Source organism: Campylobacter concisus (assembly GCA_002092835.1).
GTDB classification, from domain to species: Bacteria; Campylobacterota; Campylobacteria; order Campylobacterales; family Campylobacteraceae; genus Campylobacter_A; species Campylobacter_A concisus_K.
In genome coordinates, this window is record LVWL01000020.1 from 73,897 (window position 1) to 97,754 (window position 23,858).

The 23,858-nt window shown below is 39.3% G+C and carries 18 protein-coding genes and 3 pseudogenes; 14 read left to right on the forward strand and 7 right to left on the reverse strand.

Going from position 1 to position 23,858, the window contains the following annotated elements:
* Positions 1-30: 30 nt before the first annotated feature.
* From A3835_06230 to A3835_06250, 5 genes are all read right to left on the reverse strand, one after another.
* Complete coding sequence (locus tag A3835_06230; GenBank protein ORI07184.1) at positions 31-768, reverse strand: arginine ABC transporter ATP-binding protein ArtP; 738 nt, start codon at positions 766-768, stop codon at positions 31-33.
* On the reverse strand, positions 768-1,385 hold the full coding sequence (locus A3835_06235; GenBank protein ORI07185.1) for a cysteine ABC transporter permease: 618 nt from the start codon (positions 1,383-1,385) through the stop codon (positions 768-770). Before A3835_06235 ends, A3835_06230 begins: the two co-directional genes overlap by 1 nt.
* A 73-nt stretch (positions 1,386-1,458) precedes the next feature.
* Positions 1,459-2,211, reverse strand: coding sequence for an amino acid ABC transporter substrate-binding protein (locus A3835_06240; GenBank protein ID ORI07186.1), 753 nt, complete (start codon positions 2,209-2,211; stop codon positions 1,459-1,461).
* Between the two features lie 9 nt (positions 2,212-2,220).
* Positions 2,221-2,973, reverse strand: coding sequence for an amino acid ABC transporter substrate-binding protein (locus A3835_06245; protein ORI07187.1), 753 nt, complete (start codon positions 2,971-2,973; stop codon positions 2,221-2,223).
* A 364-nt stretch (positions 2,974-3,337) separates the two neighbouring features.
* Positions 3,338-6,790 (reverse strand): 2-acyl-glycerophospho-ethanolamine acyltransferase, encoded by a 3,453-nt coding sequence (locus A3835_06250; GenBank protein ORI07188.1) that lies wholly within the window; start codon positions 6,788-6,790, stop codon positions 3,338-3,340.
* Positions 6,791-6,958: 168 nt separating this feature from the next.
* On the opposite strand from A3835_06250, the pseudogene A3835_06255 reads away from it, so the two are divergent.
* From A3835_06255 to A3835_06270, 4 genes and pseudogenes are all read left to right on the forward strand, one after another.
* Positions 6,959-8,823 (forward strand): annotated as a pseudogene (locus tag A3835_06255) (tRNA uridine(34) 5-carboxymethylaminomethyl synthesis enzyme MnmG).
* Positions 8,824-8,997: 174 nt separating this feature from the next.
* The gene (locus A3835_06260; protein ID ORI07189.1) at positions 8,998-9,501 is read left to right on the forward strand and encodes a ubiquinol-cytochrome c reductase iron-sulfur subunit; all 504 of its coding nucleotides are present in this window, start codon (positions 8,998-9,000) and stop codon (positions 9,499-9,501) included.
* Between the two features lie 10 nt (positions 9,502-9,511).
* Positions 9,512-10,756, forward strand: coding sequence for a ubiquinol cytochrome C oxidoreductase (locus tag A3835_06265; protein ID ORI07190.1), 1,245 nt, complete (start codon positions 9,512-9,514; stop codon positions 10,754-10,756).
* Positions 10,757-10,758: 2 nt separating this feature from the next.
* Positions 10,759-11,799, forward strand: coding sequence for a cytochrome C (locus tag A3835_06270; protein ID ORI07191.1), 1,041 nt, complete (start codon positions 10,759-10,761; stop codon positions 11,797-11,799).
* A 748-nt stretch (positions 11,800-12,547) separates the two neighbouring features.
* Here A3835_06270 and A3835_06275 read toward each other — a convergent pair.
* Together A3835_06275 and A3835_06280 are read right to left on the reverse strand one after the other, a co-directional pair.
* Positions 12,548-12,835, reverse strand: coding sequence for a hypothetical protein (locus A3835_06275; GenBank protein ID ORI07192.1), 288 nt, complete (start codon positions 12,833-12,835; stop codon positions 12,548-12,550).
* A 44-nt stretch (positions 12,836-12,879) separates the two neighbouring features.
* Positions 12,880-13,963, reverse strand: a pseudogene (locus A3835_06280) (multidrug transporter).
* A gap of 414 nt (positions 13,964-14,377) precedes the next feature.
* On the opposite strand from A3835_06280, the gene A3835_06285 reads away from it, so the two are divergent.
* From A3835_06285 to A3835_06330, 10 genes and pseudogenes are all read left to right on the forward strand, one after another.
* On the forward strand, positions 14,378-14,947 hold the full coding sequence (locus A3835_06285) for an electron transporter (GenBank protein ID ORI07193.1): 570 nt from the start codon (positions 14,378-14,380) through the stop codon (positions 14,945-14,947).
* A 1-nt stretch (position 14,948) separates the two neighbouring features.
* A complete protein-coding gene (locus tag A3835_06290; GenBank protein ORI07194.1) occupies positions 14,949-16,916 on the forward strand; it encodes an NADH dehydrogenase in 1,968 nt (655 codons plus the stop codon).
* Positions 16,917-16,925: 9 nt separating this feature from the next.
* Positions 16,926-17,846, forward strand: a complete 921-nt coding sequence (locus A3835_06295; protein ID ORI07195.1) for a hydrogenase — start codon at positions 16,926-16,928, stop codon at positions 17,844-17,846.
* Position 17,847: 1 nt separating this feature from the next.
* Complete coding sequence (locus A3835_06300; protein ID ORI07196.1) at positions 17,848-18,492, forward strand: hydantoin racemase; 645 nt, start codon at positions 17,848-17,850, stop codon at positions 18,490-18,492.
* A gap of 2 nt (positions 18,493-18,494) precedes the next feature.
* Positions 18,495-19,976 carry a hydrogenase gene (locus A3835_06305; GenBank protein ID ORI07197.1) on the forward strand — a complete coding sequence of 494 codons (1,482 nt, stop codon included), beginning with the start codon at positions 18,495-18,497 and terminating at the stop codon, positions 19,974-19,976.
* Positions 19,973-21,709, forward strand: a complete 1,737-nt coding sequence (locus A3835_06310; protein ORI07198.1) for a hydrogenase-4 component G — start codon at positions 19,973-19,975, stop codon at positions 21,707-21,709. Before A3835_06305 ends, A3835_06310 begins: the two co-directional genes overlap by 4 nt.
* A pseudogene (locus tag A3835_06315) lies at positions 21,706-22,244 on the forward strand (formate hydrogenlyase). The gene A3835_06310 and the pseudogene A3835_06315 overlap by 4 nt, the downstream one beginning before the upstream one ends.
* Positions 22,241-23,065, forward strand: coding sequence for a hydrogenase (locus A3835_06320; protein ID ORI07199.1), 825 nt, complete (start codon positions 22,241-22,243; stop codon positions 23,063-23,065). The pseudogene A3835_06315 and the gene A3835_06320 overlap by 4 nt, the downstream one beginning before the upstream one ends.
* Complete coding sequence (locus A3835_06325) at positions 23,062-23,406, forward strand: hypothetical protein (GenBank protein ORI07200.1); 345 nt, start codon at positions 23,062-23,064, stop codon at positions 23,404-23,406. Before A3835_06320 ends, A3835_06325 begins: the two co-directional genes overlap by 4 nt.
* Positions 23,406-23,852: a hydrogenase 3 maturation endopeptidase HyCI gene (locus tag A3835_06330; GenBank protein ID ORI07201.1), complete on the forward strand. Its 447-nt coding sequence runs from the start codon at positions 23,406-23,408 to the stop codon at positions 23,850-23,852. The genes A3835_06325 and A3835_06330 overlap by 1 nt, the downstream gene beginning before the upstream one ends.
* The last annotated feature ends 6 nt before the right edge of the window (positions 23,853-23,858 follow it).

Sequence of the window (23,858 nt, forward strand, 5' to 3'; positions counted from 1 at the left end):
ATTTTTAGCTAGATTTTCTAGCTAAAATTTTTATATATCCATAGCTGAGATGAAGCTTTTTATTCTTTCGTTTTGGCTATTGAAAAACTCATCTACCAAACCATCAAATGCGATCACACCTTTATCTAAAAACAAAATTCTATCAGCTATCTTTCTAGCAAAATTCATATTATGAGTGACAATGATCATAGACTTTTTCTCTTTTGCAAGAGATAAGATGACCTTTAAAACTTCAGCCTCAAGCTCTGGATCAAGCGCACTTGTAGGCTCGTCAAGTAGTAAAAAGTATGGATTTACAGCCAGGGCTCTAGCGATGGCTACACGCTGTGCTTGTCCGCCTGAGAGCCTGTTTGGATAGGTATCTTCTTTGTGGCTAAGCCCCACTTTAGCTAAAAGCTCTTTTGCCTCTTTTATTGCTTCGTTTTTATCCTTTTTTTGAACATAGATCGGAGCTTCGGTGACATTTTGAAGCGCTGTTAGGTGTGGGAAAAGGTTAAAGCTTTGAAAAACCATGCCTGTTTTTTTGCGAATTTCTAAAAGCTTTTTTGAGCTAAGCTTCTCTTTAAAATTTACGGCTCTGTCATCTACTTCTAAAATTCCAATTTGTGGGATCTCAAGTAAATTTATACATCTAAGAAGTGTTGATTTACCACAACCAGATGAGCCAACTATCACGGTCGTTTGCCCCTCTTTGAAGCTTGTATTTATGTTATCTAGCACCAAATGATCGCCGTAAGATTTGCTTATATTTTTAAAATTTATAGCCATTAGACATACCTTGAGACAGCTTTTTCAAGCCTTGATTGAAGATAGGTTAAGAGTGTGCAAACCACCAGGTAGATAAGTGCTGCTAGGATGTAGAGGATGAGTGGCTCAAAGGTCCTTGCTGCGATCCTTTGAGCGACCATAAACATATCAACCATCGTTATAGAAGCTGCCAGTGAAGTGTCTTTAACAAGGCCTATAAATGTGTTAGAAAGCGGTGGCAACGAGATTCTCACTGCTTGGGGTGCGATGATACGTTTTAAAATTTGATAGTGCGTCATACCAAGCGATGTTGCAGCCTCCCACTGACCTTTTGGCACAGAAAGTATGGCTGCTCTTACAGATTCAGAGGCATAAGCGCCCACATTTAGACTAAATGCGATAGTAGCCGCACTCCAAGTATCAAGCGTGACTCCGATGCTAGGAAGTCCATAAAATACTATAAAAAGTTGCACAAGAAGCGGCGTACCACGAAATATCCAAACGTAGGTGGCAAATATAAATTTTAAAATTTTTATATTTGAAAGCCTCGCTACTGCTGTGATAATGGCGATGACAAGCCCTAGCGAAAACGAGAGTAAAGTAAGTGGGATCGTCACTTTTAAAAGTGCGATGATCATCGGTAGCGTCGAGCTGAAACAAGCTCGATCACTCTATCTAAATTTTCCATTTTTGCCTTGTTGGTTTATAAATTTATTTTGAGACGTCTTTGCCAAAGTAGCTTTTTGAGATAGCTTCTAGTTTGCCCTCTTTTGAAAGTTCGTTTAGAGCATTTGAAATTTGCTCTGCAAGTTCGGCGTTGTCTTTTTTAACAGCTGCTGCTGTGTAGTCTTTCTCATCAAGTGAGGCGGCTATCTTTACAGGTGCGTTTGGACGCTCTTTTATGAAGTCGTAAAATACGATGTTGTCTCTTACAACAGCATCTACACGCCTTGATATAAGAAGCTCCATACTTTTAGCAAAACTATCTGTTACGACGTGTTCAGCGCCGTATTTTACGGCGACTTTCGCCCAGTTGCTCGTAGCTGAGTCGGCATTTCTTTTGCCTTTTAGATCAGCAAAGCTTTTTATGTCGTTATTATCTTTTCTAGTGATGATAGCTCCAAATGTCACAGTATAAGGCACTGAAAAAGCATATTTTTTCTTTCTCTCATCAGTTATGCTTACTTGATTAAATACAACATCGGCCTTACCAGCATCAAATGCCGCTAGCATCGCATCCCAAGGAGCTGTTAGAAACTCAACTTTTAAATTTAGCTTTTGCGCTACCGCTCTTGCGATATCTACATCGTATCCCACTAGCTCATTTTTATCATTATAAAATGTAAAAGGAGCGTAAGTGCCTTCAGTTGCTACTGTTAGCACGCCGTCTTTTATGGTCTTTGCTTGTAAATTTAGAGCCATTGCAAGCACAGCTACTACTTTTAATAAATTTGTAAATTTCATTTTGATCCTTTATTTTGAAATATCTTTTCCAAAATATTTCATCGAAATTTCGCTTATCTTGCCCTCGGCTTTTAGTTCATCAAGTGCTTTGTTTATCGCTTCTAGTAGCTCAGTGTTGCCTTTTTTAACGATTGCAGCTGTTGGCATCGGCTCGTTGCTTGTGTATGCGATTTTTAGTGGCGCATTTGGGCGTTGTTTGATGTAGTCAAAAAATGTAACGTTATCGTTTATCGTATCATCAGCTCTTTTTGAGATGATAAGCTCCACGCCTTTGCTAAAGCCATCAGCCACAACCACTGTTGCACCGTTTTTTTCGGCTATTGCTGCCCAGTTGCTAGTCGCAGAGTGCACACTCTTTTTGCCTTTTAGATCAGCAAAACTTTTGATGTCGTTATTGTCTTTATGTACGACAATTACGGGATATGGCATAGTGTAAGGCACGCTCATATCATATTTTTTCTTTCTATCTTCGTTTATGCTAACTTGGTTAAAAACAACGTCTGCTTTGCCAGCGTCAAATGCCGCAAGCATCGCGTCCCAAGGGGCTGTTAAAAAGTCGATCTTTAAATTTAGCTTCTTTGCTACAGCTTTTGCGATATCTACGTCATATCCTACTAGCTCGCCCCTTTCGTCATAAAATGAGTAAGGTGAGTAAGTGCCTTCAGTTGCAACTATAAGCTCGCCTTTTTTGATAGTTGAAGCATTTAAATTTAAAGCTAAAAAAGCACCTGCGATAAAGCCAAAAATGGGCTTAAAATTCATTGATTCTCCTTATTTAGAAATGTCTTTGCCGAAGTATTTAAGCGAAATTTCGCTTAAAACTCCTTCTTTGCTAAGCTCATTTAGGGCATTATTTATCTTATTTAGTAGCTCTTTGTTACCTTTTTCTATGTTATAGCCCATTTGTTCACTATTTGTATGGCATCATCTTTTATGATCTACTAGTAAAATTTTGTAAAGGCAGAATTTAGCAAACAATCACACGAATTGCACCAAATTTAAAAAGCAATAGAAATTTTTATACAAAACTCTTTGCAAAAATTTTCAAGATTTATGCAAATGTCAGTCACAACTACGGCATGGCCAGCATTTTAGCGCTATTTTATTACAAAAAAGAGGCGGTGCCTCACTCCGCTAGAAGTGAGACCGCTAGAGCTTTTACGCCCTTAAAATCAACCTTGCCACTTGCAAGTGTTGGGATATCATCAACGATGAAGATATAGCTTGGCATCATTATCGGAGCTAAGTTGCTCTCTTTTAAAATTTGCTCTAAATTTTCAGGCTCTGTGCCACTTTTTACTAAAAGCGCGATCGCTTCGCCCTTTTTGCTATCTGGCACGTTTGCACTGCTAAAGACAACGTCGCTTCCAAGCACCTTTGCAAGCTCTTCTTCGACGCTTCCAAGGCTTATCATCTCGCCACCGATCTTGGCAAATCTTGAGTATCTATCGACGATAAATACAAAGCCGTTTTCATCGATGTGACCTTTGTCGCCAGTTTTATAATATCTTACGCCGTCTATATGCGTGATGACATCGTTTGTTTTAGCTTCGTCGTTTAGATAGCCTTTCATCACTTGCGATCCGCCGATGACGATGAGTCCGTCCTCGCCAGTTTCAAGCTCTTCAAGCGTCTCTGGGTCAATTATCTTGATGATGGTGCCAGGCAGAGGCATGCCAACGCTGCCAGGTCTATTAAATGTAAGCTCTTTTAGGCTCTCTTTTTCTAGGATATTTGGCATATTTACAGCAGCCACCGGTGCCGTTTCGGTTGCGCCGTATCCTTCATAAATTTCTATGCCAAATTTGAGCCTAAACTCATCTTTTATCTCAGGTTTTAGCTTCTCCGCCCCAGCTACGACCATTCTGGCACTTTGAAACATTAGCGGATGAAGCTTTTTATTTCTTGTGTAGAGCCTAAAGAACGTTGAGGTGCCAAAGATGATGCTAGCGCTGTGTCTTGCAGCCATTTTGCCGATAGTTGCTCCATCTGTTGGGTCAGGTACGCTTACCATTTTTATGCCCTCACAAAGTGGCATGAGCGTGGTGACCGTTAGGCCAAATGAGTGAAATACTGGGAGTGAGTTTAAGATCACGTCATCTTTTTTGAAATTTAGAAGTTCGCTTATTTGCTTAATATTTGCAAGTAAATTTTTGTGGCTTAGCTCGATGCCTTTTGGCTCGCCCTCGCTGCCACTACTAAATAAAATGGTAGCTGTATCTTCTAAGCTCACTGGCCTAAAATAGCAAAGCTTAATAAGCCAAGTTGGGGCAAAAAATGCCGTTAAAAGTGTGAAAAATTTCTCTTTTTTAGAGACTAAATTTGATAGATCTTCGGCAAATTTAGCCTTGCCACTCATCGCATCTTTTAGATCAAAGCCCTTAAGTGTGAGCTTTTCAAGAAATTTGTTAGATGTGATCACCGTGTTTATATTTGCCTTTCTTAGGGCGTGATTTAGCGAGGTCTCGTTTAGTGTGTAGTTTAAATTTACGCTCACTTTGCCCATGGCAAGAAGCGCCATATTTACTATCGCTGCGATACTTGAGCTAGGTAATAAAATGCCTATATTTTTCTCATCTTTTAGCTCGCGTTTAAAAATTTTGATAAAGACTAAAACGGCTGTTATAAATTTCAGGTTGCTTAAATTTAGCCCAGTGCTGTCGCTCACGCACTCTTTAAATTTATCCTCTTTTGCGTTGCTTAGCCACTCCTCAGTTAGTGGTTTTTGTCTTGATATGAAGCTCTCCCATGATGAAAAGCTAAGCTCAAGCACCTTTTGCTTCATTTTTGCAGCGTTTATAAATGTGGTTATTGGTTTGCCAAAAGCGACGATGATGTCACGTCTGCCGTTTTTAGAAGTGAGGTCTTTATAAAATTTACTAGCTCTTGAAAAGCTCGAGCCCCAAAGGCCACGAAGGTAAAACGGCACGATGCAAATTTCTTCCAGATCTCTGATGATAAGCTCAAAGCCCTTTTGAAATTCATTTATCTGGCCGTTGTAGCTGATGTGGCCTTCCGGAAAAAGTGCAACCACTTCGCCATTTTTTAGGCACTCTCTAACTAACTCGATCGACTCTTTGTTAGCTCCTGCGCCTATTGGGATCACTTTAAAAAATTTAAAAATTTGCTTTAGATACCATTTGTTATAGATCGTTCTATACATGACAAATCTTATGCCTCTTGGGCTTGCAGCTTGAAGCACGAGCCAGTCGATCCAGCTGATGTGATTGCCAAGAAGTAGCACACCACCACTTTGCGGTAAATTTTGAAGCCCTTCTACAAAAAAGCGGTACTTTGTCTTTAAAAATGGCAGTAAAAGTAGCCTTGTAAAAAGGTGCGGAAGCTGCAAAATGGCGTAGAAGCTGCCAATTAAGCAAACAAGCGCTGTAAAGACAAAGAGGCCAGTGGTTGAAATTTTAAAATATACTAAGCCTATGCCAATAGCTAAAAATAGCAGCATTGAGACGTTTTGCAAGAAGTTGTTTGCTGCCATTATTTTGCCGGTCGTCTTTTGCGGGGCAAAGTACTGGATCATCGCATTTAGCGGCACTATAAATATGCCGCCAAAAAAGCCAAATGCAAATGAGCTAAGGCTTACTACACCGATGTTTGAGCCAAATGCGAAAAATAAAAGTGAGAAAAATATACCCATAGCGCCCATCGGCACGATACCAAGCTCGATGTGTAGCTTTGACATAGAACCAGCCACGTATGAGCCAAATGCGATACCTATGGCACTTGCTGCAAGGATTGCTTGCACCGCTAGCGAGCTATCGTCATTAAAAACCGCCTTATAGTGAGCAGGAAAAGCTGCGATGATGATCTGAGAAATTCCCCAAAATATGCTAAGTCCAGCGATGCTTAGCCAGATGTTTTTATCTGACCTTACTTCTTTTAAATTCTCTCTTAAATAGCTAAGGCGAATATATTTTTTAATATCAAAATTTTCGCTTGTTTCGTCTTTTTCATCGATGCAAGGTAACTTATAAGCAAAATACGCTTCAAGTGCGCTAAATAAGACTAAAAAGATACCAATAGGATAGACGCTTTTTAAAATTTCTTCTGAGTTTTCGCCTTGGATGTATAAATTTTCAAATATAAACGAAAACAAAAATGAGCTAAAAAGTATCGCAACGATGGTGAGCGCTTGGATGATGCCGTTTGCTGTGCCAAGGCGCTCAGGGCCGACTAGAGCTTTAATGATTCCATATTTTGCTGGCGAGTATATAGCACTTTGAGCAGCTAAAATAAGAGTTAAAGCAAAAGCTACGCCAAAAGCACCTGCAAGGTAGCTAAAAAGCACCGCGACACTAATGATAAGGCCAAAAATAGCACAAATTCTTATGACTTTTGTCTTTGAGAATTTATCATTTATAAAGCTTGATGGTGAGAATAAAAATATAAAAGGAAATAAAATCATTGCATTTATAACTGCTGTTAATATAAAAAGTATGTCACCATCGTATGTTTTTAAAAGAACATTTTGTATAGTGATCTTATGTGCTAGATCGACGCTTGCATTTAAAAATGCGATCGCAAGATATGGCAAAAAACCAGCAACTTTTAATAAACTCATCATAGAAAGACCTTTGTAATTTTAAAAATTTTGTAAATCTAACAGCAAAATATTTAAAATATTATTAATAAAAAACTCTACATTAAATTTAGTAATAAAAATTTCTAAGAAATTTAAATTTTATATGCTTTTGGATAAAATCACACAATCAAAAAATAGGAAAAATTTATCATGAATTATGAAATAATCGTTGTTGGCGGCGGACATGCAGGCATTGAGGCAAGTCTAGCGGCTGCTAGAATGGGCAAACAAACTTTACTGATCACTATCTTAGCCGAGCAAATAGGCGCTGCAAGCTGTAATCCGGCCATTGGAGGCCTTGCAAAGGGACATCTTGTAAAAGAGATCGACGCGCTTGGCGGTCAAATGGGACTTACAACTGACGCTGTTGGTATCCAGTTTCGCGTGCTAAATGAGAGCAAAGGCCCAGCAGTACGTGGTAGCCGCGCTCAGATCGATATGGATAGATACCGCGTTTATATGAGAAATTTGCTTTTAAATACGCCAAATTTAGAAATTTCTCAAGAGATCGCCACTGAAATTTTAAGCGAAAATGGCGAAGTAACGGGCGTTAAAACCCACCTAAATAACATCTATAATGCAAAAAAGGTGATAATCACAACTGGTACATTTTTAAACGGGCTAATTCACGTTGGATTTAACAAACTAGAAGCCGGCCGTGTGGGTGAGCTAAGTGCAAAGGATCTAAGCTCTAGCTTAAGAGAGCTTGGGCTAAATTTAGGCAGGCTAAAGACTGGAACATGCCCAAGGATAGATGCAAAAACGATAAATTTTGAAATTTTAGAAAAGCAAGATGGCGACGCAAAGCCAGTTGCATTTAGCTTTAGAACTAAAAATTTCTCCCCAACGCAGCTGCCGTGCTACATCGCCTATACAAACGAAACTACGCATGGGATAATTCGCTCAAATTTTGACAAAGCACCACTTTTTACAGGTCAGATCGAGGGCATCGGACCAAGATATTGCCCAAGTATCGAGGATAAAATAAACCGCTTTGGCGACCGCGACAGACACCACCTTTTCATCGAACCTCAGACCCTTGAAGCGACAGAGTACTACATAAACGGCTTTTCAACTAGCTTGCCTTATGAAGTGCAAGTGCAGATGTTACACTCTATAAAGGGCTTTGAAAATGCGAAAATCGTAAGGCATGGATACGCTATCGAATATGACTACGTCGAGCCAATACAGCTAAAACATAGCTTAGAGACAAAAAAGGTAAAAGGGCTATACTTGGCTGGACAGATAAACGGCACGACAGGATACGAAGAGGCTGGTGCTCAAGGGCTAATGGCTGGTATAAATGCAGCGCTTTCGCTTGATAACAAAGAGCCGCTTGTTTTGCGCCGCGATGAGGCGTATATTGGCGTTTTGATCGATGATCTTGTCACAAAAGGGACAAAAGAGCCATATAGGATGTTTACGAGTAGGGCGGAGTATCGCTTGCTTTTGCGTGAGGAAAATGCCATTTTAAGGCTTGGTGGATATGGCCATGAGCTTGGACTTATTGATGACGAGACTTTTAATGAAATTGAGCTATCAGGCAAAATTTAAAAGATGGGCTTGCTTACCTTAACAATACTCAAATTACGCCGAGCAAGCAAAATTTAGAGCTTTTAGCTAGCCTTGATGAAGAGCCAATAAGTCAAAATGTGAGCCTTCAAAAGATTGTTGCACGCAAAAGCTTTACAGCTGAGAAACTAAGAAAGCTTGATCAGAAATTTGTAAATTTAGATGATGCGAGTGTGGATCAAATTTTAACCGAGTGTAAATATCAGCACTACATAAATGAGCAAAAAAATCAAATAGAAAAAATGAAAGATATGATGGATGTAAAAATTCCTGAAAATTTTGACTTTAGAGGTGTGAGTGGTCTTAGTAATGAAGTGGTCGAAAAGCTTGAGAAATTTACACCGCCTACGCTTTTTGCTGCGAGTGAAATCTCAGGTATCACGCCAGCTGCGATTGATATCTTACATATTTATATAAAGATGAATGAGAAAAGGCTTGGCTGATTTTGATTTTTGGTTTAGTTCAAAAAGCCATAAAGCTTAAAATTTTTATCTTAAAATCAAGATTTACGTTTAAGCTAAAATTAACATTATTTTTGCAGATTATATTTAGAAATTATACTTTTTTAATTTTTTGAGAGTATAATCGTTAAGAATTTATTTATAGAAAGGAATTTAATGTCAGTAAAGCAAGAAAGACGTAGCTTTATCGGCCTTGCGTTTGGTGCTGTGGCAGCTGTCGGCGGCGCTATGTCACTAGTGGCTGTTAAAAAGACTTGGGATCCGCTTCCAAGCGTAAAAGCTGCTGGTTTCACAACAGTTGATCTAAGTCCGATCAAAGATGGAGAAATGAGGCAGGTTGAGTGGCGTAAAAAGCCTATTTTCATACTCAAAAAAAGTCCTGATATGGCTAAAAATGACAAAAGAGATGTTGTCGTAGGGGATGCTAGATACGTAGTTCTTATCGGACTTTGCACGCATCTTGGTTGTATACCTGAGTATAAAGCAAGCAAACAAATGTTTGTATGTGCCTGTCATGGCGGCGAATTTAATGCCGACGGAATGCAAACATACGGACCTCCTCCAAGACCACTTGATATACCACCATTTAAGATCGATGGAACCAAGCTAGTTCTAGGCGAAACAAGCCCAGAATACGAAAAATTAGTAGCAAAAGCTTAGGAGGATAGCAATGTCTTTAGCTCATAAATCAACTGGCGTTATTGACTGGCTTGATCAACGCCTAGCTTTTACAAAACTTATAAAGGTTCTAGTTAGCGAATACTGGATTCCAAAAAATATAAATTTCCTTTGGGCAATGGGCGTTATTTTAACAACGCTTTTTATGCTCTTAATCGTTACCGGTTTTTTGCTTTTAATGTATTACAAACCAGATGTAAATTTGGCATTTGATAGTGTAAATTATACTATCATGCAAGAGGTCGAGTATGGCTGGCTTTGGCGTCACATTCACGCAGTTTCAGCTTCTACGATATTTCTTATTATGTATATTCACTTGCTTACTGGACTTTACTATGGTTCATATAAAAGAGGCAGAGAGGTCATTTGGATAAGTGGTATGGTGCTATTTATCTGTTTTTCAGCAGAGGCATTTAGTGGTTATATGCTCCCATGGGGACAGATGAGCTACTGGGCGGCGACTGTTATCACTCAGCTTTTTGGCGGTGTACCAGTTATTGGTGACGCTTTAGTTGAGTGGATTAGAGGTGATTATGCAGTTGGCGACTCAACACTTACTAGATTTTTTATGCTTCATGTTTGTTTATTACCACTTGTAACGATAGCTGTTTTGGTTATTCACTTCTACTCTTTAAGAGTCCCACACGTTAATAACCTAACAAGCGAAGATATAGACTTTGAAGTAGAGGCACAAGAGTATCTACACGGCGATAGAGCAAAATCTAAAGTTATACCATTTTGGCCAGGATTTTTGGCAAAAGACTTTATGTATGTATCATTCTTTATGATATTTGTCATCTATCTTGTTTGCTATCACTTCAACTTTGCAATGGATCCTATCAACTTTGAGCCAGCAAATCCACTAAAAACCCCACCACATATCTACCCAGAGTGGTATTTCTTGTGGCAATATGAAATTTTACGTGGCTTTTTCTTTGATATAGCTGGAATTTCAGCTTATAACATCGGTCTTATCGCATTTGCATTTGCGGGCGTGGCATTTATGCTTATACCACTCTTTGATAGAAGCGGTCTTGTAGCACCAGCTCACAAAAGACCACTATTTTTCGTATGGTTTTGGGTTCTAGTTGCTGACCTTATCGTATTATCTATATATGGCAAGCTCCCAACAGGCGGCATCAACGACTGGATAGGATTTTATGCGTCACTGCTATTTTTAGTGCTATTTATAATCGCACTTCCAGTTATCACAATACTTGAAAGAAAAAGGGGCTAATCATGAAAGAGCTTAAAATTTTTGCCATCGTTGTTATCCTTTCAGGTATTTTATACTGGGGTATCGAGCCTTACGCTCACACAAAGCTTCATCCGCACACTGCAAATGCTGAGTATAACTTCTCAAAAGAAGATACTGACTACGCTAAACACTTTTTAGAGCAGAAAAAAGAGGCGCTTGAGGCTGCAAAAGCTAGCGGCAACAAAGCTAGCATCGATGCAGCTACAAAAGATGTTGAGACAGCACAAAAAATTCTTGATGACTATACAGCTTTTTGGGCTGATATAAACTCTATCGACCTTGCAAAGGGTGATGCTGCAAAGGGTGCTGAAACGTTTGGGGCAGCTGGATGTACAGGATGCCACGGCATAGAAGCAGCTGGCATGCCAGCTAGTATGGACGCTGAGACAGCTAGCCAAAGCTTTGGCGTAGTGCCACCAGATCTTAGTACAGCTGGTAAAATTTATGACGAGAGATTTTTAGCTGCACTCATCAAAAATCCAACTATGGCTGTAAAACTATCTCATAAATTTAACGACGAGCATCCTTATCCGATGACTGCATTTATGGGTGCTGGCGGCGATATAAACGCTGAGATCGCTGACATAGTTGCTTACCTTAAAAAGGTATCAGCTGACGCAGATACAAAGAGCAAGATCACTGAAGAAAAGGTATTTGCTGATGCATGTCAAAGATGTCATGATATAAAATATGACAAAAAATATGCATTTAGCAACAAAGTAAGCCTTGCTGCTTATATGGGCTCAAACCCACCTGACCTATCGATGATGATTCGTTCAAAAGGTGATGAGTATCTGCATAAATTTATAAACGATACTCAAAAGATGCTACCAGGTACCGCAATGCCAAGAGTTGGTTTAAATAAAGCCGCTGAAGACGACGTGGTAGCTTATATCCAAAAAGTAGGCGACAAGAAGAAGGCTGAGCGCGAGAGCACAGGGCTTTATGTCATGATCTACTTCTTTATCTTAGGAATTTTTGCTTGGCTTTGGAAACGCAAAGTTTGGAGCGAACTCCACTAAAATTTAAGAGCCTCTTTGGCTCTTAAATCCTCTCTAGTAAATTTACATATATAAATAGGTATTCTTTAAATTCGTTTTTGTAAATTTGATCAAATACTCTTACAAATTTTAAAATCTTACTCACTCGCATTAGCAACTTACCAAATTCAGGTCTCGTTATCACTTGCCACTGAATTTGTAAGCGTGATATGCTCGCTCATAAATTTTAAATTTTACCTGACACTTGGTTGATATAAAATGCATGCGGCGCAAAGCACTATCGCATGCCCTCTAACGTGCGAGGGGTTTTTACTTCGATTTCGTCTCGTAACTGCAAGCAGACAGTGGATTCAAAAAGGGTATAAGGGTACGGCTTCGTAATTCAAGTCCCCTCTTTTTCGAATAAAGTTTTTAAATTTAAAGTCTATATTTTTAAAAATAGAAATTTACTATTTTGCAAATTTTAAACCTTCATTCTCTCGTAAGAATTCACTATTGATTTTAGGTCCCGCAAGGCTTGCCACTAAAATCGGAGCCGAAATTACTCATTTATGAAATTTAAAAATTTACCTAAAAGCCTAAAAGCGGTAGTATGCCTATACTACCATGTGAGCTATGAATATATAAGCATTTCGGCATAAAATAGAAATATATCTGAGTTTTAACGGTCGCTATTTAAATAAATTTATTTTAAGCAAATCAATCACTAAAACCCACTAAAATTCACAGAAACTGCAAAATTTAGCCCTGCCATCAATCCTGTTTAAAATTAAATTTCTTTGGCGATCTCGCTCATTTTATTGAGCAGTTTTTCACGTTCATTTGGTTTTAGATTGCCGTATTGAAGCTTTGTTATCATCTGCATGAAGTCAAATTGTTTAAACATTTGCGCATCGCTTTTTAGCTCTTTTTCTAGCTGTTTATAAATTTTTTCAGTCTCTTTATTTGCTTTTTCTAAATTTTGTAAAAAGCTTCCAGTTGCGCTCATATCAAGGTCATTTTTTGCAGCTTTATCGATGACATTTTTTAGATTTGCTAAATTTTCAGAAATTTTCATCAGCATTTCCTTTTGGATTTTAAAATTTAGAGCAAAATTTATTCCTAAATTTTCTCCCACCACTTTTTTCTAGGCAGATTTTGTGTGGTGAAAACTTCTCCGATCATCGGCGTCGCGTAGTTTAGCTCAAGTTTTGTCGCTGCCTTTTCAAAACGCTTGATCGGCTCATCCCAAGCGTGATAAGATAGATCAAATTTGCCCCAGTGCACCGGTACGCCAAGCTTTGCACCAAGATCTTTAGTGCTTGCGCTGACTCCTCTGGCTTCATATGCATGTAAGGCCAGCCATCGCCGTAAGCACCATTTTCGATAAAAACTAGATCAAAGGCGCCAAATTTCTCATTTATCATCTTAAAATGCTTGCCGTATCCGCTATCTCCGCTAAAATAAAAGCTAAAGCCAGCCTCTTCAACCGCCCAGCCACCCCAAAGTGTCATGTTTCTTTTAAATGTGCGCCCACTAAAGTGCCTTGAAGGACAAAACGTGAAGTTTAAATTTCCTATTTTTTGCTCACCAAACCAGTCAAACTCATAAATTTTGTCTTCATCAACGCCCCATTTTACAAGATGAGCTTTTACACCAAGTGGCACTAGAAATTTGTCTATCCTATCCTTTAGCTCAAGGATCGTTTTATGATCAAGATGATCGTAGTGATCGTGCGAGATGAGGGCGATATTGATCACATCTGGGTAGTCACTAGTGGTGATAGCATGCTCGTAGGCAAAGGGCTTACCGCCAATTGGCAGTGGAAATGCTCGGTGCAAAACTGGATCTGTGATGATAGTTTTGCCATCAAGCTTGCAGATTAGGCTAACGTGCCCAAGCCAGATAAACTCGCCGTTTTTCAAGGCATTTGCGTCAAATTTTAAATTTGGCAAAGGCTTAGTTGGTAGCTTGCCCTTTGGTGGAAAGAGCGCTTGCAGGACGAAATTTAACATAGATGCTTGCGGACTATTTTTTACTATATCAATCGTTGGTTCTAAATTTATAAAACTTTGCCGTTAAAATTTGGCGAAGCCTTTATCAGCTTTTGGCTTTTAATATCTGGCACGCCACCAAAAACTGGAGTAAATTTCATAAAAAGAAACACTGCAACAATAAACAAAACTATAACTATAAAAATTTCCATAAAAAACCTTTTAAATTTAAAGGTCGGATTATATTTTAGATTTTTAAATTTCAGTTTTATTTAATTAACCCGAGCTTAAATAATTAACTTGTAAATTTAAACTTAATTAAGATATTTTTACTCTTTATAGGAAAATTTTATTAATAAATATTATCCTTTAGCAAATAAATATACCTAAAAATAGATACTTAATAGATAATCTTAAAAATATATAAAATAAAAATTTAATTTTAAAAATACAAAATTTGTCAGATAGATGACGGAATTTATTCATTGTAAGTTATAGAATTATTACAAAAATTAGGAAGGAGCGTTTGAGATGTTAAATAAAAATTTAACTATCTCTATTTTGGTGACTAACCATCACTTTAAAAGTGAGCAGGGCAGTTTAGCCTTGTTTAATGGGAGGAATTTATGAAAAAACATAAATTTGTGATTGCCGATTATAAACGCTGTATAGGATGTGCAACCTGCATGGCTGCATGTTTTAAGAGCGCTTATGAACGCGGCAAGCTGTCACGTGCAAGGCTAAGTGTGCTAAGAGAAGCTACTGGCGTTATGCCAACTCAGTGCAGACAATGCGACGATGGTCCTTGTGCGAATGTGTGTCCAACTGGGGCATTGCGATTTAATGATAATTGCATCGAGCTTCACGAGGAAATTTGTATAGGCTGTAAGATGTGCACGATCGCTTGTCCTTACGGTGCAATAAGCTCAAGTGCAGAGCTTATGCCTTCAGTAAATTACGCTGTCGAGCCAAAGTACAACCTTGAGATAGAGTCACAATCAGGTGCAAAAAATATCGCTGTTAAATGCGATATGTGCTTTGGTCGTGAAAATGGACCAGCTTGCGTTGATGTCTGTCCAACGAGTGCTCTTGTTATGATTGATCCAGAAGAGGGTAAACATAAACTTGGCAAGAGGATAGACTATGAAGCAGCGAATAAATTTGCTACTAAAATTTTAAACGGACAAGGAGCATAAGATGACTACGGTTTATATGCTATTTCTTGTAAGTGCCGTCGTTAGCATCTTGCTTTATTGTGCTCCAAAGGCCGCTGTAAAGGTTGGTTTTGGTCTAAGTGCTTTAAGCTGTTTTTATGCGATGTATCACTTTGTTGCAAATATGGGAGTAAGCGATAGCTTTGCTCTTATGGATGGCTTTTTGTATTCGCCAAAATTTGCGCTAAATCCACTTGGAAATTTCTTTAGCTTTGTCGTCGTTTTCATCGGATTTGCAAGTAGTGTTTATGGTATGAGCTATGCAGATGAGTACATCAAAAAAGCAAACGTTGGCGTATTTGCATGTTTGTTTAACACATTCATCCTTTCAATGCTTTTAGTAATTAGCGCTGATAATGTATTTTGCTTTGTCGTTTTATGGGAGCTTATGACTCTTATCTCATCGTTCCTTATCATAGTAAATGATGGTAAAAACACTTTAAAAGCGGTCATGGTATATCTTGGCATCGCGCAAATAGGTGCATTTTGTATCACCTGTGGTTTGCTTATCACAGCTTACTACGCAGGAAGTACAGAATTTAGTGCGTTCATGGGTGTTAAGATGCCATTTGGTGCTTCTGCTGCTACATTTATACTGTTTTTGGTTGGATTTGGTAGCAAAGCTGGTATGTGGCCATTTCACGTTTGGCTTCCACAAGCTCACCCAGCAGCACCATCAAATGTTTCGGCCCTTATGTCGGGCGTTATGATTAAAGTCGCTCTATTTACACTAGTTAAATTTACGCTTTACTTGCCACTTAGCACATATTTTGGTCTTACAATACTCGCTCTTGGTGCAGCTAGCTCACTATTTGGTGTTTTATACGCTCTTTGCCAACACGACTTCAAGGCTTTGCTTGCTTATCACTCAGTCGAGAACATAGGCATCATCTTGTTAGGTCTTGGCACAGGAATTTATGGTGTCGCAGCTGGAAATTTAACACTAGCAGCAGTAGGTTTTCTAGCAGGTTGCTACCACGTAGTTAACCACGCTATATTTAAAGGCCTGCTTTTCCTTTGCGCTGGTTCAGTTATCCACGCTACTCATACACAAAATATGGACATCCTTGGTGGTCTTGCTAAAAAAATGCCATGGACAAGCCTTGGTATGTTTATAGGTATCATGGGTATCGCAGCTTTACCTCCAGTAAATGGCTTTGTTTCAGAGTGGTTTACATATCAAGGTATGCTTCAAGGTGCGATGGGCGAGGGAACATTAGTTAGATATGCATTTACGCTTGGCGTCGTAGCCCTTGCGCTAACAGGCGTTTTGGTCGGCATGCACCTCAAACTTTACGCTGTTATCTTTGCAGGTACTCCAAGAGATCAAAAAATTTGGGAAAATGCTAAAGAGAGTCCAATAGGCATGGTTCTTGGTATGATCATCTTAATGATAGGCTGCGTTGGCTTTGGTCTTGGCGCAAACTACATAGTTGATTACATCATGCAAGCTGTAAATTCTATCGCTATAAGCGACTATAAAGCTAGCCTTGGTGCTATAAATGTAACTTCACCAATAGGCAGTATGATCTCAACTCCATTGATAGCCTTGGTTCTTTGCTCAACAATGATTTTGCCATTTATCATCCTTGCTGTTATGAAAGCAAACAGAGATAAACCACGCGAGACTGATCCTTGGGCATGTGGCTTTAAATATAGCTCACGTATGCAAATGACAGGTGGTCCATTTACAGGCGATCTTAGAAAGATTATGCAATGGCTATTTAGAGCTGATAAAAAGATCGTTACTAGAAATTATTTTGACGCGGTTGAATATCACAACCATCCAAAAGATATCTGGTGGGGAATGTTTTATGAGCCAGTCATCAAATGGTGTATGAAATTTGCCGATAAACTAGGCATCGTTCAAAGCGGATACACAAACATCTATACGCTTTATATCCTAATTTATCTTTGTGCCATACTTGCTGTGGGCTACTTTTTAGTTTAGGAGACGAAAATGCAAACTATACTTTTAATGATATTTCAAGTAGTCGTTATCGTTTTGGTAGCTCCTTTGTTTGATGGTATGGCAAGAAAACTAAGAGCTAGACTTCAATCAAAACAAGGTAGCGATTTCTTTCAAACATATCGCGATATTATAAAACTCTTTAGAAGAGGAAGAACCGTGCCTGAGTGCTCTCACTGGGTATTTAGATGGGCTCCATTTTTCCTTTTTGCAACTTCAGCTGCAGTATTAGCTGCTATACCTATAACATATAGCAAAGATACTGTTTTTGGAGCGTATTCAGATATATTTGTGATCCTTTATCTTGGCGCGTTGCTTAGATTTGTATTTGGTGCAGCTTCAATGGATAGCGGCAACCCATTTGCAGCAACAGGCGGCGGTAGGGAGCAAATGCTTGGCGTATATGTCGAGCCAGTTATGATCATGTGCTTAATCGTAGTAATGCTCGCAGCTAAAACATCAAATTTAATTGAGATCCAAGAGATGGTAAAAACCGGTGTTATTGGATATCAAATCCCAAGTTTTGCCGTAGCTTCTATCGCATTTTTATGGTGCATGTATGTTGAGACCGGTAGAAAACCATTTGACGTAGCTGAAGCTGAGCAAGAGCTTCAAGAAGGCTTGCTTGGCGAGTACGCAGGTAGCGATCTTGGTTTAGTTCAAGCATCACTTATATTAAAACAGTTTGCTATGATCGGACTTTTCCTAACTATATTTGAGCCATGGAATTTTAGTAATCCTTTCTTAGCTATTATCGTTTTTGTGATAAAAACTGGAGTATTTTATGTGGCAGCTGTCTTTATAGACAACTTTGGACCACGCTTTAAAATGACTTCATCTTTACGCAAAAATGCACTTGGTGCACTTGCTATCTCGTTTGTTGCACTAACACTTTATGTAGTAGGAGTGTGAGATGCAAACACTTGATATTTTAGCCATTTGCATGATCGTAACTTCGCTTGCGGTTTTTGGTCTTAGAAGCTTAAAACTCTCAATCATCGCTTATGCGATTGAGACACTACTTTTAGTTAGCATATTTTTCTTGCTAACTGAGAAATTTAACGCCGAGCAGCTCAAAACTTGGGCGATCGTTGCATTTTTTACCAAAGTTTTGCTTGTGCCAGGAATTTTATTCTGGCTTATCAAAAAACTTGGCGTAGTTAGCGAAGATGAACCAGTTGGTGGATTTTTTGTAAGCCCTGTCATTGCTATGGGATTTTCTCTAGCTCTTTCAATGAGTATCCACCCTATATTTTTAAAATTCTCTCTTATTAAAGAAGAGATCATGCTAATCGCAGCTGGAACGGTCTTTATGATGGGAATTTTTGGCTTCATGCTAAGAAACTCATTTATAAAACAAATTCTAGCTTACTGCTTGTTTGAAAACGGTATCCACCTAAGCCTTGCTCTAATGGCTTATAACTCACATGAGTTAGTTGAGCTTGGAATTTTAACAGATGCGATATTTGCCGTTATCATCATGAGCATTCTAGCGATTAGATTTTATAAAGCTTATGATAGCTTAGATACTTCTAAAGCTTCAAATTTAAGGGGTTAGAGATGGATAGTTTAGCTTTAATACTTATCTTACCGCTCCTTGGTGCTTTGATCTTGTTTTTGAGTCCTAAAAATTATGCGGTATTAAGCGGACTTCACGTTTTGTTTTCTGCTGCGACATCGGTGGCTTTACTTAACAATGTTCTTAAAGTCTTAAGTAGTGGAACTTTTTATAGTTTTGATAAATTTTTGTTTTTAGATAGCTTAGGCTGTGTTTTCTTGGTACTTATTGCTGTAACTGGATTTATAGTAAATTTCTACTCTATCCATTACATGAGATGGGAGCTTGAAGACGGACACATCCACTTAAGCGATCTTAAAAAATATTATGCATTAAGCCATGTATTTATCTTTACAATGACTTTAAGCGTTATTTGCAACAACGTTGCGTTTATGTGGGCAGCTATCGAGGCTACAACACTAGCTTCTGTGTTTCTTGTCGCTATCCACAAAGATCAAAAATCAACAGAAAGTGGCTACAAATACATCGTTCTTTGCTCAATCGGTCTAGCATTTGCACTTTATGCGACTGTTCTTTTATACTCAGCCACATTTAGCACTCTAGGAGATGGCGAAGCTTCTATGCTATTTTCTGGAATAATGACAAATGCTAAAAATTTAAACCCAGATGCAGCAAAACTTATCTTTGTATTTGCTCTAATTGGTTTTGGTACAAAAGCTGGTCTTGCTCCAACTCACACTTGGCTACCAGACGTTCACGCTGAAGGTCCAGCACCTATCTCAGCCTTGCTTTCAGGCGTACTTTTAAAATGTGCGATGCTGGCACTTTTGAGATACTATGCTATCACAGCTCAAGCTGTTGGATTTAGCTTTGTTGAGGGCATAATGATCGTTTCAGGAACTATCACTCTTTTTGTAGCGGGATTTTTCCTAATCAGACAACACAACGTAAAAAGAATGTTTGCATACCACTCAATCGTTCATATGGGTGTTATTGCATTTGCACTTGGTGTTGGCGGTAAATTTGGTCTATTTGCAGCGATATTTCACTGCTTGGCTCACAGCTTTACTAAAGCTCTTGCGTTTTGCTCAACCGGCAACATAGCAAGAATTTATGGCCACAAAGATATGAGTAAGATGGGCGGCATGGTTAAGATCGCACCGATCACCACTATAATGTTTGGCGCGGCTGTTTGCTCACTAGTTGGTGTTCCAGCATTTGCTATATTTGTTAGCGAATATAACGTCTTTGTAGGAGCTATCACAAGTGGTCAATACATCGCAGTTGCGCTATTTGCTATTGCACTTGCAGTTATTTTCATAGCTGACTTTGCACACTTTAACATGGCAAGCTTTGGCGAGCCAAAAGGTGTGGTTGTTCATAATAAAGAGATGAGTTTGTTAGAGAATTTACCTCTTATAGCACTTTGTGCCCTTATCATAATCTTTGGCGTATGGCATGTAGATAGCTTTTATACGCTAGTAGATAACGGTGTTAATATAATGATGGGAGCTTTAAAATGAGAGGCGATAAATTTGTTGAAATCCTAAAAACTAAAGTAAAAATTTTAGAGGTAACTCGTCAAGCTGACGATCAGATCACTGTTTTAGTTGATAGAAACGACCTTCCACTGGCTGTTAAGACGCTTTACTATGATATCGGTGGCTTTATAAGCACAATGATACCAAATGACGAGCGCCAGATAAATGGCAGCTATGCACTTTACTACGCTATCTCAATGGAAGGTAGCAAGATGACTGAGGCTGACGACTTTGCGGCTGAGGATAAGTGCTTTATCACAGTTAAAACTCTTATTCCAGGAAGTGATCCGACATTCCCATCTGTTACTCCGCTAGTGCCAGCTTGTGTTTGGTACGAAAGAGAAGCTTATGATATGTTTGGCCTTGTGGCCGAAGGTTTGCCTGATAAAAGGCGTCTTGTTTTAAGTGATGACTGGCCAGACGGACTTCACCCACTTAGAAAAGATGCGATGGATTATCGCTACCGCCCTGATCCGGTTGACCATAGAGATGAGCCTGATTCTGAGTTTTTGTTTCCAACAGGTGATGCAGTAGTTGATGTGCCACTTGGACCACTACATATTACTTCAGATGAGCCAGGTCACTTTAGACTTTTCTGTGACGGCGACGAGATCATCGACGCTGACTACCGCCTCTTTTATCAACACCGCGGTATGGAAAAGCTAGCTGAAAACAGAATGAACTATGATCAAATGGGCTATCTTGCAGAGAGAGTTTGTGGAATTTGTGGTTATGCTCACGCTATCGCTTGTATCGAAGCAGCAGAAAAAGCTATCAAGCTTGAAATTCCACTAAGGGCTCAAGCTATACGAGTCATCTGTCTTGAGATCGAGCGTCTTCACAGCCACCTTTTAAATATCGGTCTAGCTTGTGAGGTCACTGGTAACTATAATGCGTTTATGCATATCTTTAGGGTTCGTGAGTACTCTATGGAGCTAGCTCAACTAGTAACTGGCGGACGTAAAACATACGGCAACGTCGTTATGGGCGGCTTAAGACGTGATATGACAAACCAAGAGATCAAAAAAGGCATCGAGATCATAAATAAACTTGACGTTCAAATTTCAGAAATTTGGGACGCAGTTATGGAGGATAAACGCCAAATCGGACGCTGGAAAGGTGTGGGAATCCTAGACCGCCAAATAGCACGTGACTTTAGCCCAGTTGGTCCAAACATGAGAGGCTCTGGCTTTAAACGTGATAACCGTTACGATCACCCATACGACTTTTTTAAACAGATAGAATTTGAAGTAGCAGTTGAGCATGGTTGCGACGTATTTGCTCGTGAGATGGTTAGATATAAAGAGCTAAAAAGCTCTATCCACATCATCCGCCAATGCTTTGAGCTAATGCCTCAAACTCCGATCATGATCGATCCTGTGACTATGATCAAACCTGAGAATTTTGCACTTGGTCATGATGAAGCACCACGCGGTGAAAACGTCCACTGGATCATGCAAGGCAGTGCTCAAAAAGTATATCGCTGGAGATGCAGGGCAGCAACATATAACAACTGGCCAAGCCTAAGATATCAATTTAGAGGAAACAACATAAGTGACGCTGCGCTTATCGTTTGCTCGCTTGACCCTTGCTACTCATGCACTGAGCGTGTTACACTAGTCGATGTAAGAACTAAAAAGAGTAAAATTTTAACAGAAAAAGACCTTAAAAAATTCTGTCAAGATGGCGGGGTTAGCAAAAAGGATTTAAGATGATGAAGTTATTTGACATCACAGAAAATATGGAAAGGCGACATACGCCTATCCATTTGAGCCATATATTGTTCCTGAAAATTTCCGTGGTCAGCCAAACTATACATACGATCTTTGTATAGGTTGTGCAGCCTGCGGTATCGCTTGCCCTAGTAACGCGATAGAGCTTAAGATGAACGAGGAACAAACAAAGCTTGTTTGGGAATTTGACTGTGGGCGCTGCATATTTTGTGGGCGCTGCGATGAGGTTTGCCCAACTGGAGCCGTTCGCCTAAGCGATAGCTTTGAGCTTGCGGTTAAATTTGACAAGAGCGCTCTTATACAAAGGGGCGAGCTTGAGATGCAAACTTGCAAATGCTGCGGCAAGCCATTTACACCAAAAAGGCTTATAAATTTCACCCTTGAAAAGCTTGGCACAGCAAATTTACTCCCAGGCAGACTTGAAGAGGCAAAAGACTACCTTTATATCTGCCCAGAGTGCAAGAAAAATCAATCTGCTGAGAGGCTAACAAAAGGCATTGAGGAGGCTATAAAATGAGTCTATATCAAGTCCCAGAGGACATAAAAACAGCAAATGATCTAACTGCAAAGCTAGAGCATCTAAAAAATATCAAAAGAAGCTTTAGCGTTTATAGGATCGACTGCGGAAGCTGTAACGGCTGTGAGATAGAAATTTTTGCGGCTATTACACCGATGTGGGACCCTGAGCGCTTTGGCTTTAAGCTTGTGGCAAACCCAAGACACGCTGATATTTTACTTTGCACCGGTCCTGTAACAAGACAGATGTATTATCCGCTTCTTCGTGCTTATGAGGCGACTCCAGATCCTAAGATCGTAGTTGCTCTTGGTGCGTGCGGAAGCAGTGGTGGAATTTTCCATGACGCTTATAGCGTTTGGGGTGGCATTGATAAGATAATTCCAGTTGATGTCTATATCCCAGGCTGTCCTCCACATCCAGCAAGCATTATTTACGGCCTTGGCATGGCTCTTGGTATCATCGATCAAAAACTTCATAAAAAAAGCTATGAGGAAGATAACACATTGCCACCTTCAGTTGAGAAGTCGGTCATAGGCGATATCTTGTTTGAGCGTGACTTGCAAGCTGAAAGTAGAAGGCTAATGAGCTATATCTTTGGTAGAATCCTTTTTGAAAAATATATGAATGCTATCAAATGTTCAAAAGATGTCCATGACCCAAGCATTTCAAGAGAGGCTGTGCTTACAGCTATTAAAAAAGAGGAAGATCCTAGATATGCCGAGTGCATGGGGCTTTTGCATAATGATGTCTATCTAAAATATGCAAAAGCTGATAAAAGCTTTGCGATAGACGTTGATAGCGAGGTTTGGAGTAAGAGATGATACAAGTTTATAAGCTTACAAAAAGGCATATGGACGACAACGATAAGCTTCCACGCGAGCTAAAGGAGATAAAAATTTTCTCCACTTGCGTGGGACATGGCGTTGGCACGATAGACTTTAGCGAGAAAATTTTAGAGCTAAGCGATGAGGAATTTGACGAGATGATCAAAAACTCAGGCGAATACGTGAAATTTAAGATCGGAAATTTAAGCAAGTATTTTGAAGTTGAAATTTTTGCTGAGCATATCGCTAAACTCTTGCCACAGCTTTGTGAGTGTAAGCTTAAAGAAATTTTGGCAAATTTAAAAGAGGGATATATCGTGCTTAGGAAGGATTTTTGATGAAAAAGGCTATCCTTTGCATCGGTAATCCTATGCGTGGCGACGATGACGTGGGTAATGAAGTCGGCCGCATCGTAGAAGCTGAGCTAAAAGAGTGGAAGGTCTTTTTCGGGCAAGATGTGCCTGAGAATGAATTCTCAGCTATTAGAGAATTTGCACCTGAGATTTTGATAGTCGTCGATGCGATGAGCGGTTTTAGTGAGGATAAGATAGAGTTTTTTGATCTAAGCAACGATAGAGACTATATCTACTCGACTCACAATCTCCCTACGCCAGTACTTTTAAGCTACTTGCGTAAAATTTGTCCAAAGACGCTCTTTTTAGGCATTAGTGTCTTGCTCGAAAATGTCTTAAATTTTGAAGAAGGTCTAAGTGAGCAAGCCAAAAAAAGTGCCAGAAAAGCTTTTTTGAGAATTGTAGAGATTGATAAAAATTTAGTTGGTTAAATTTAG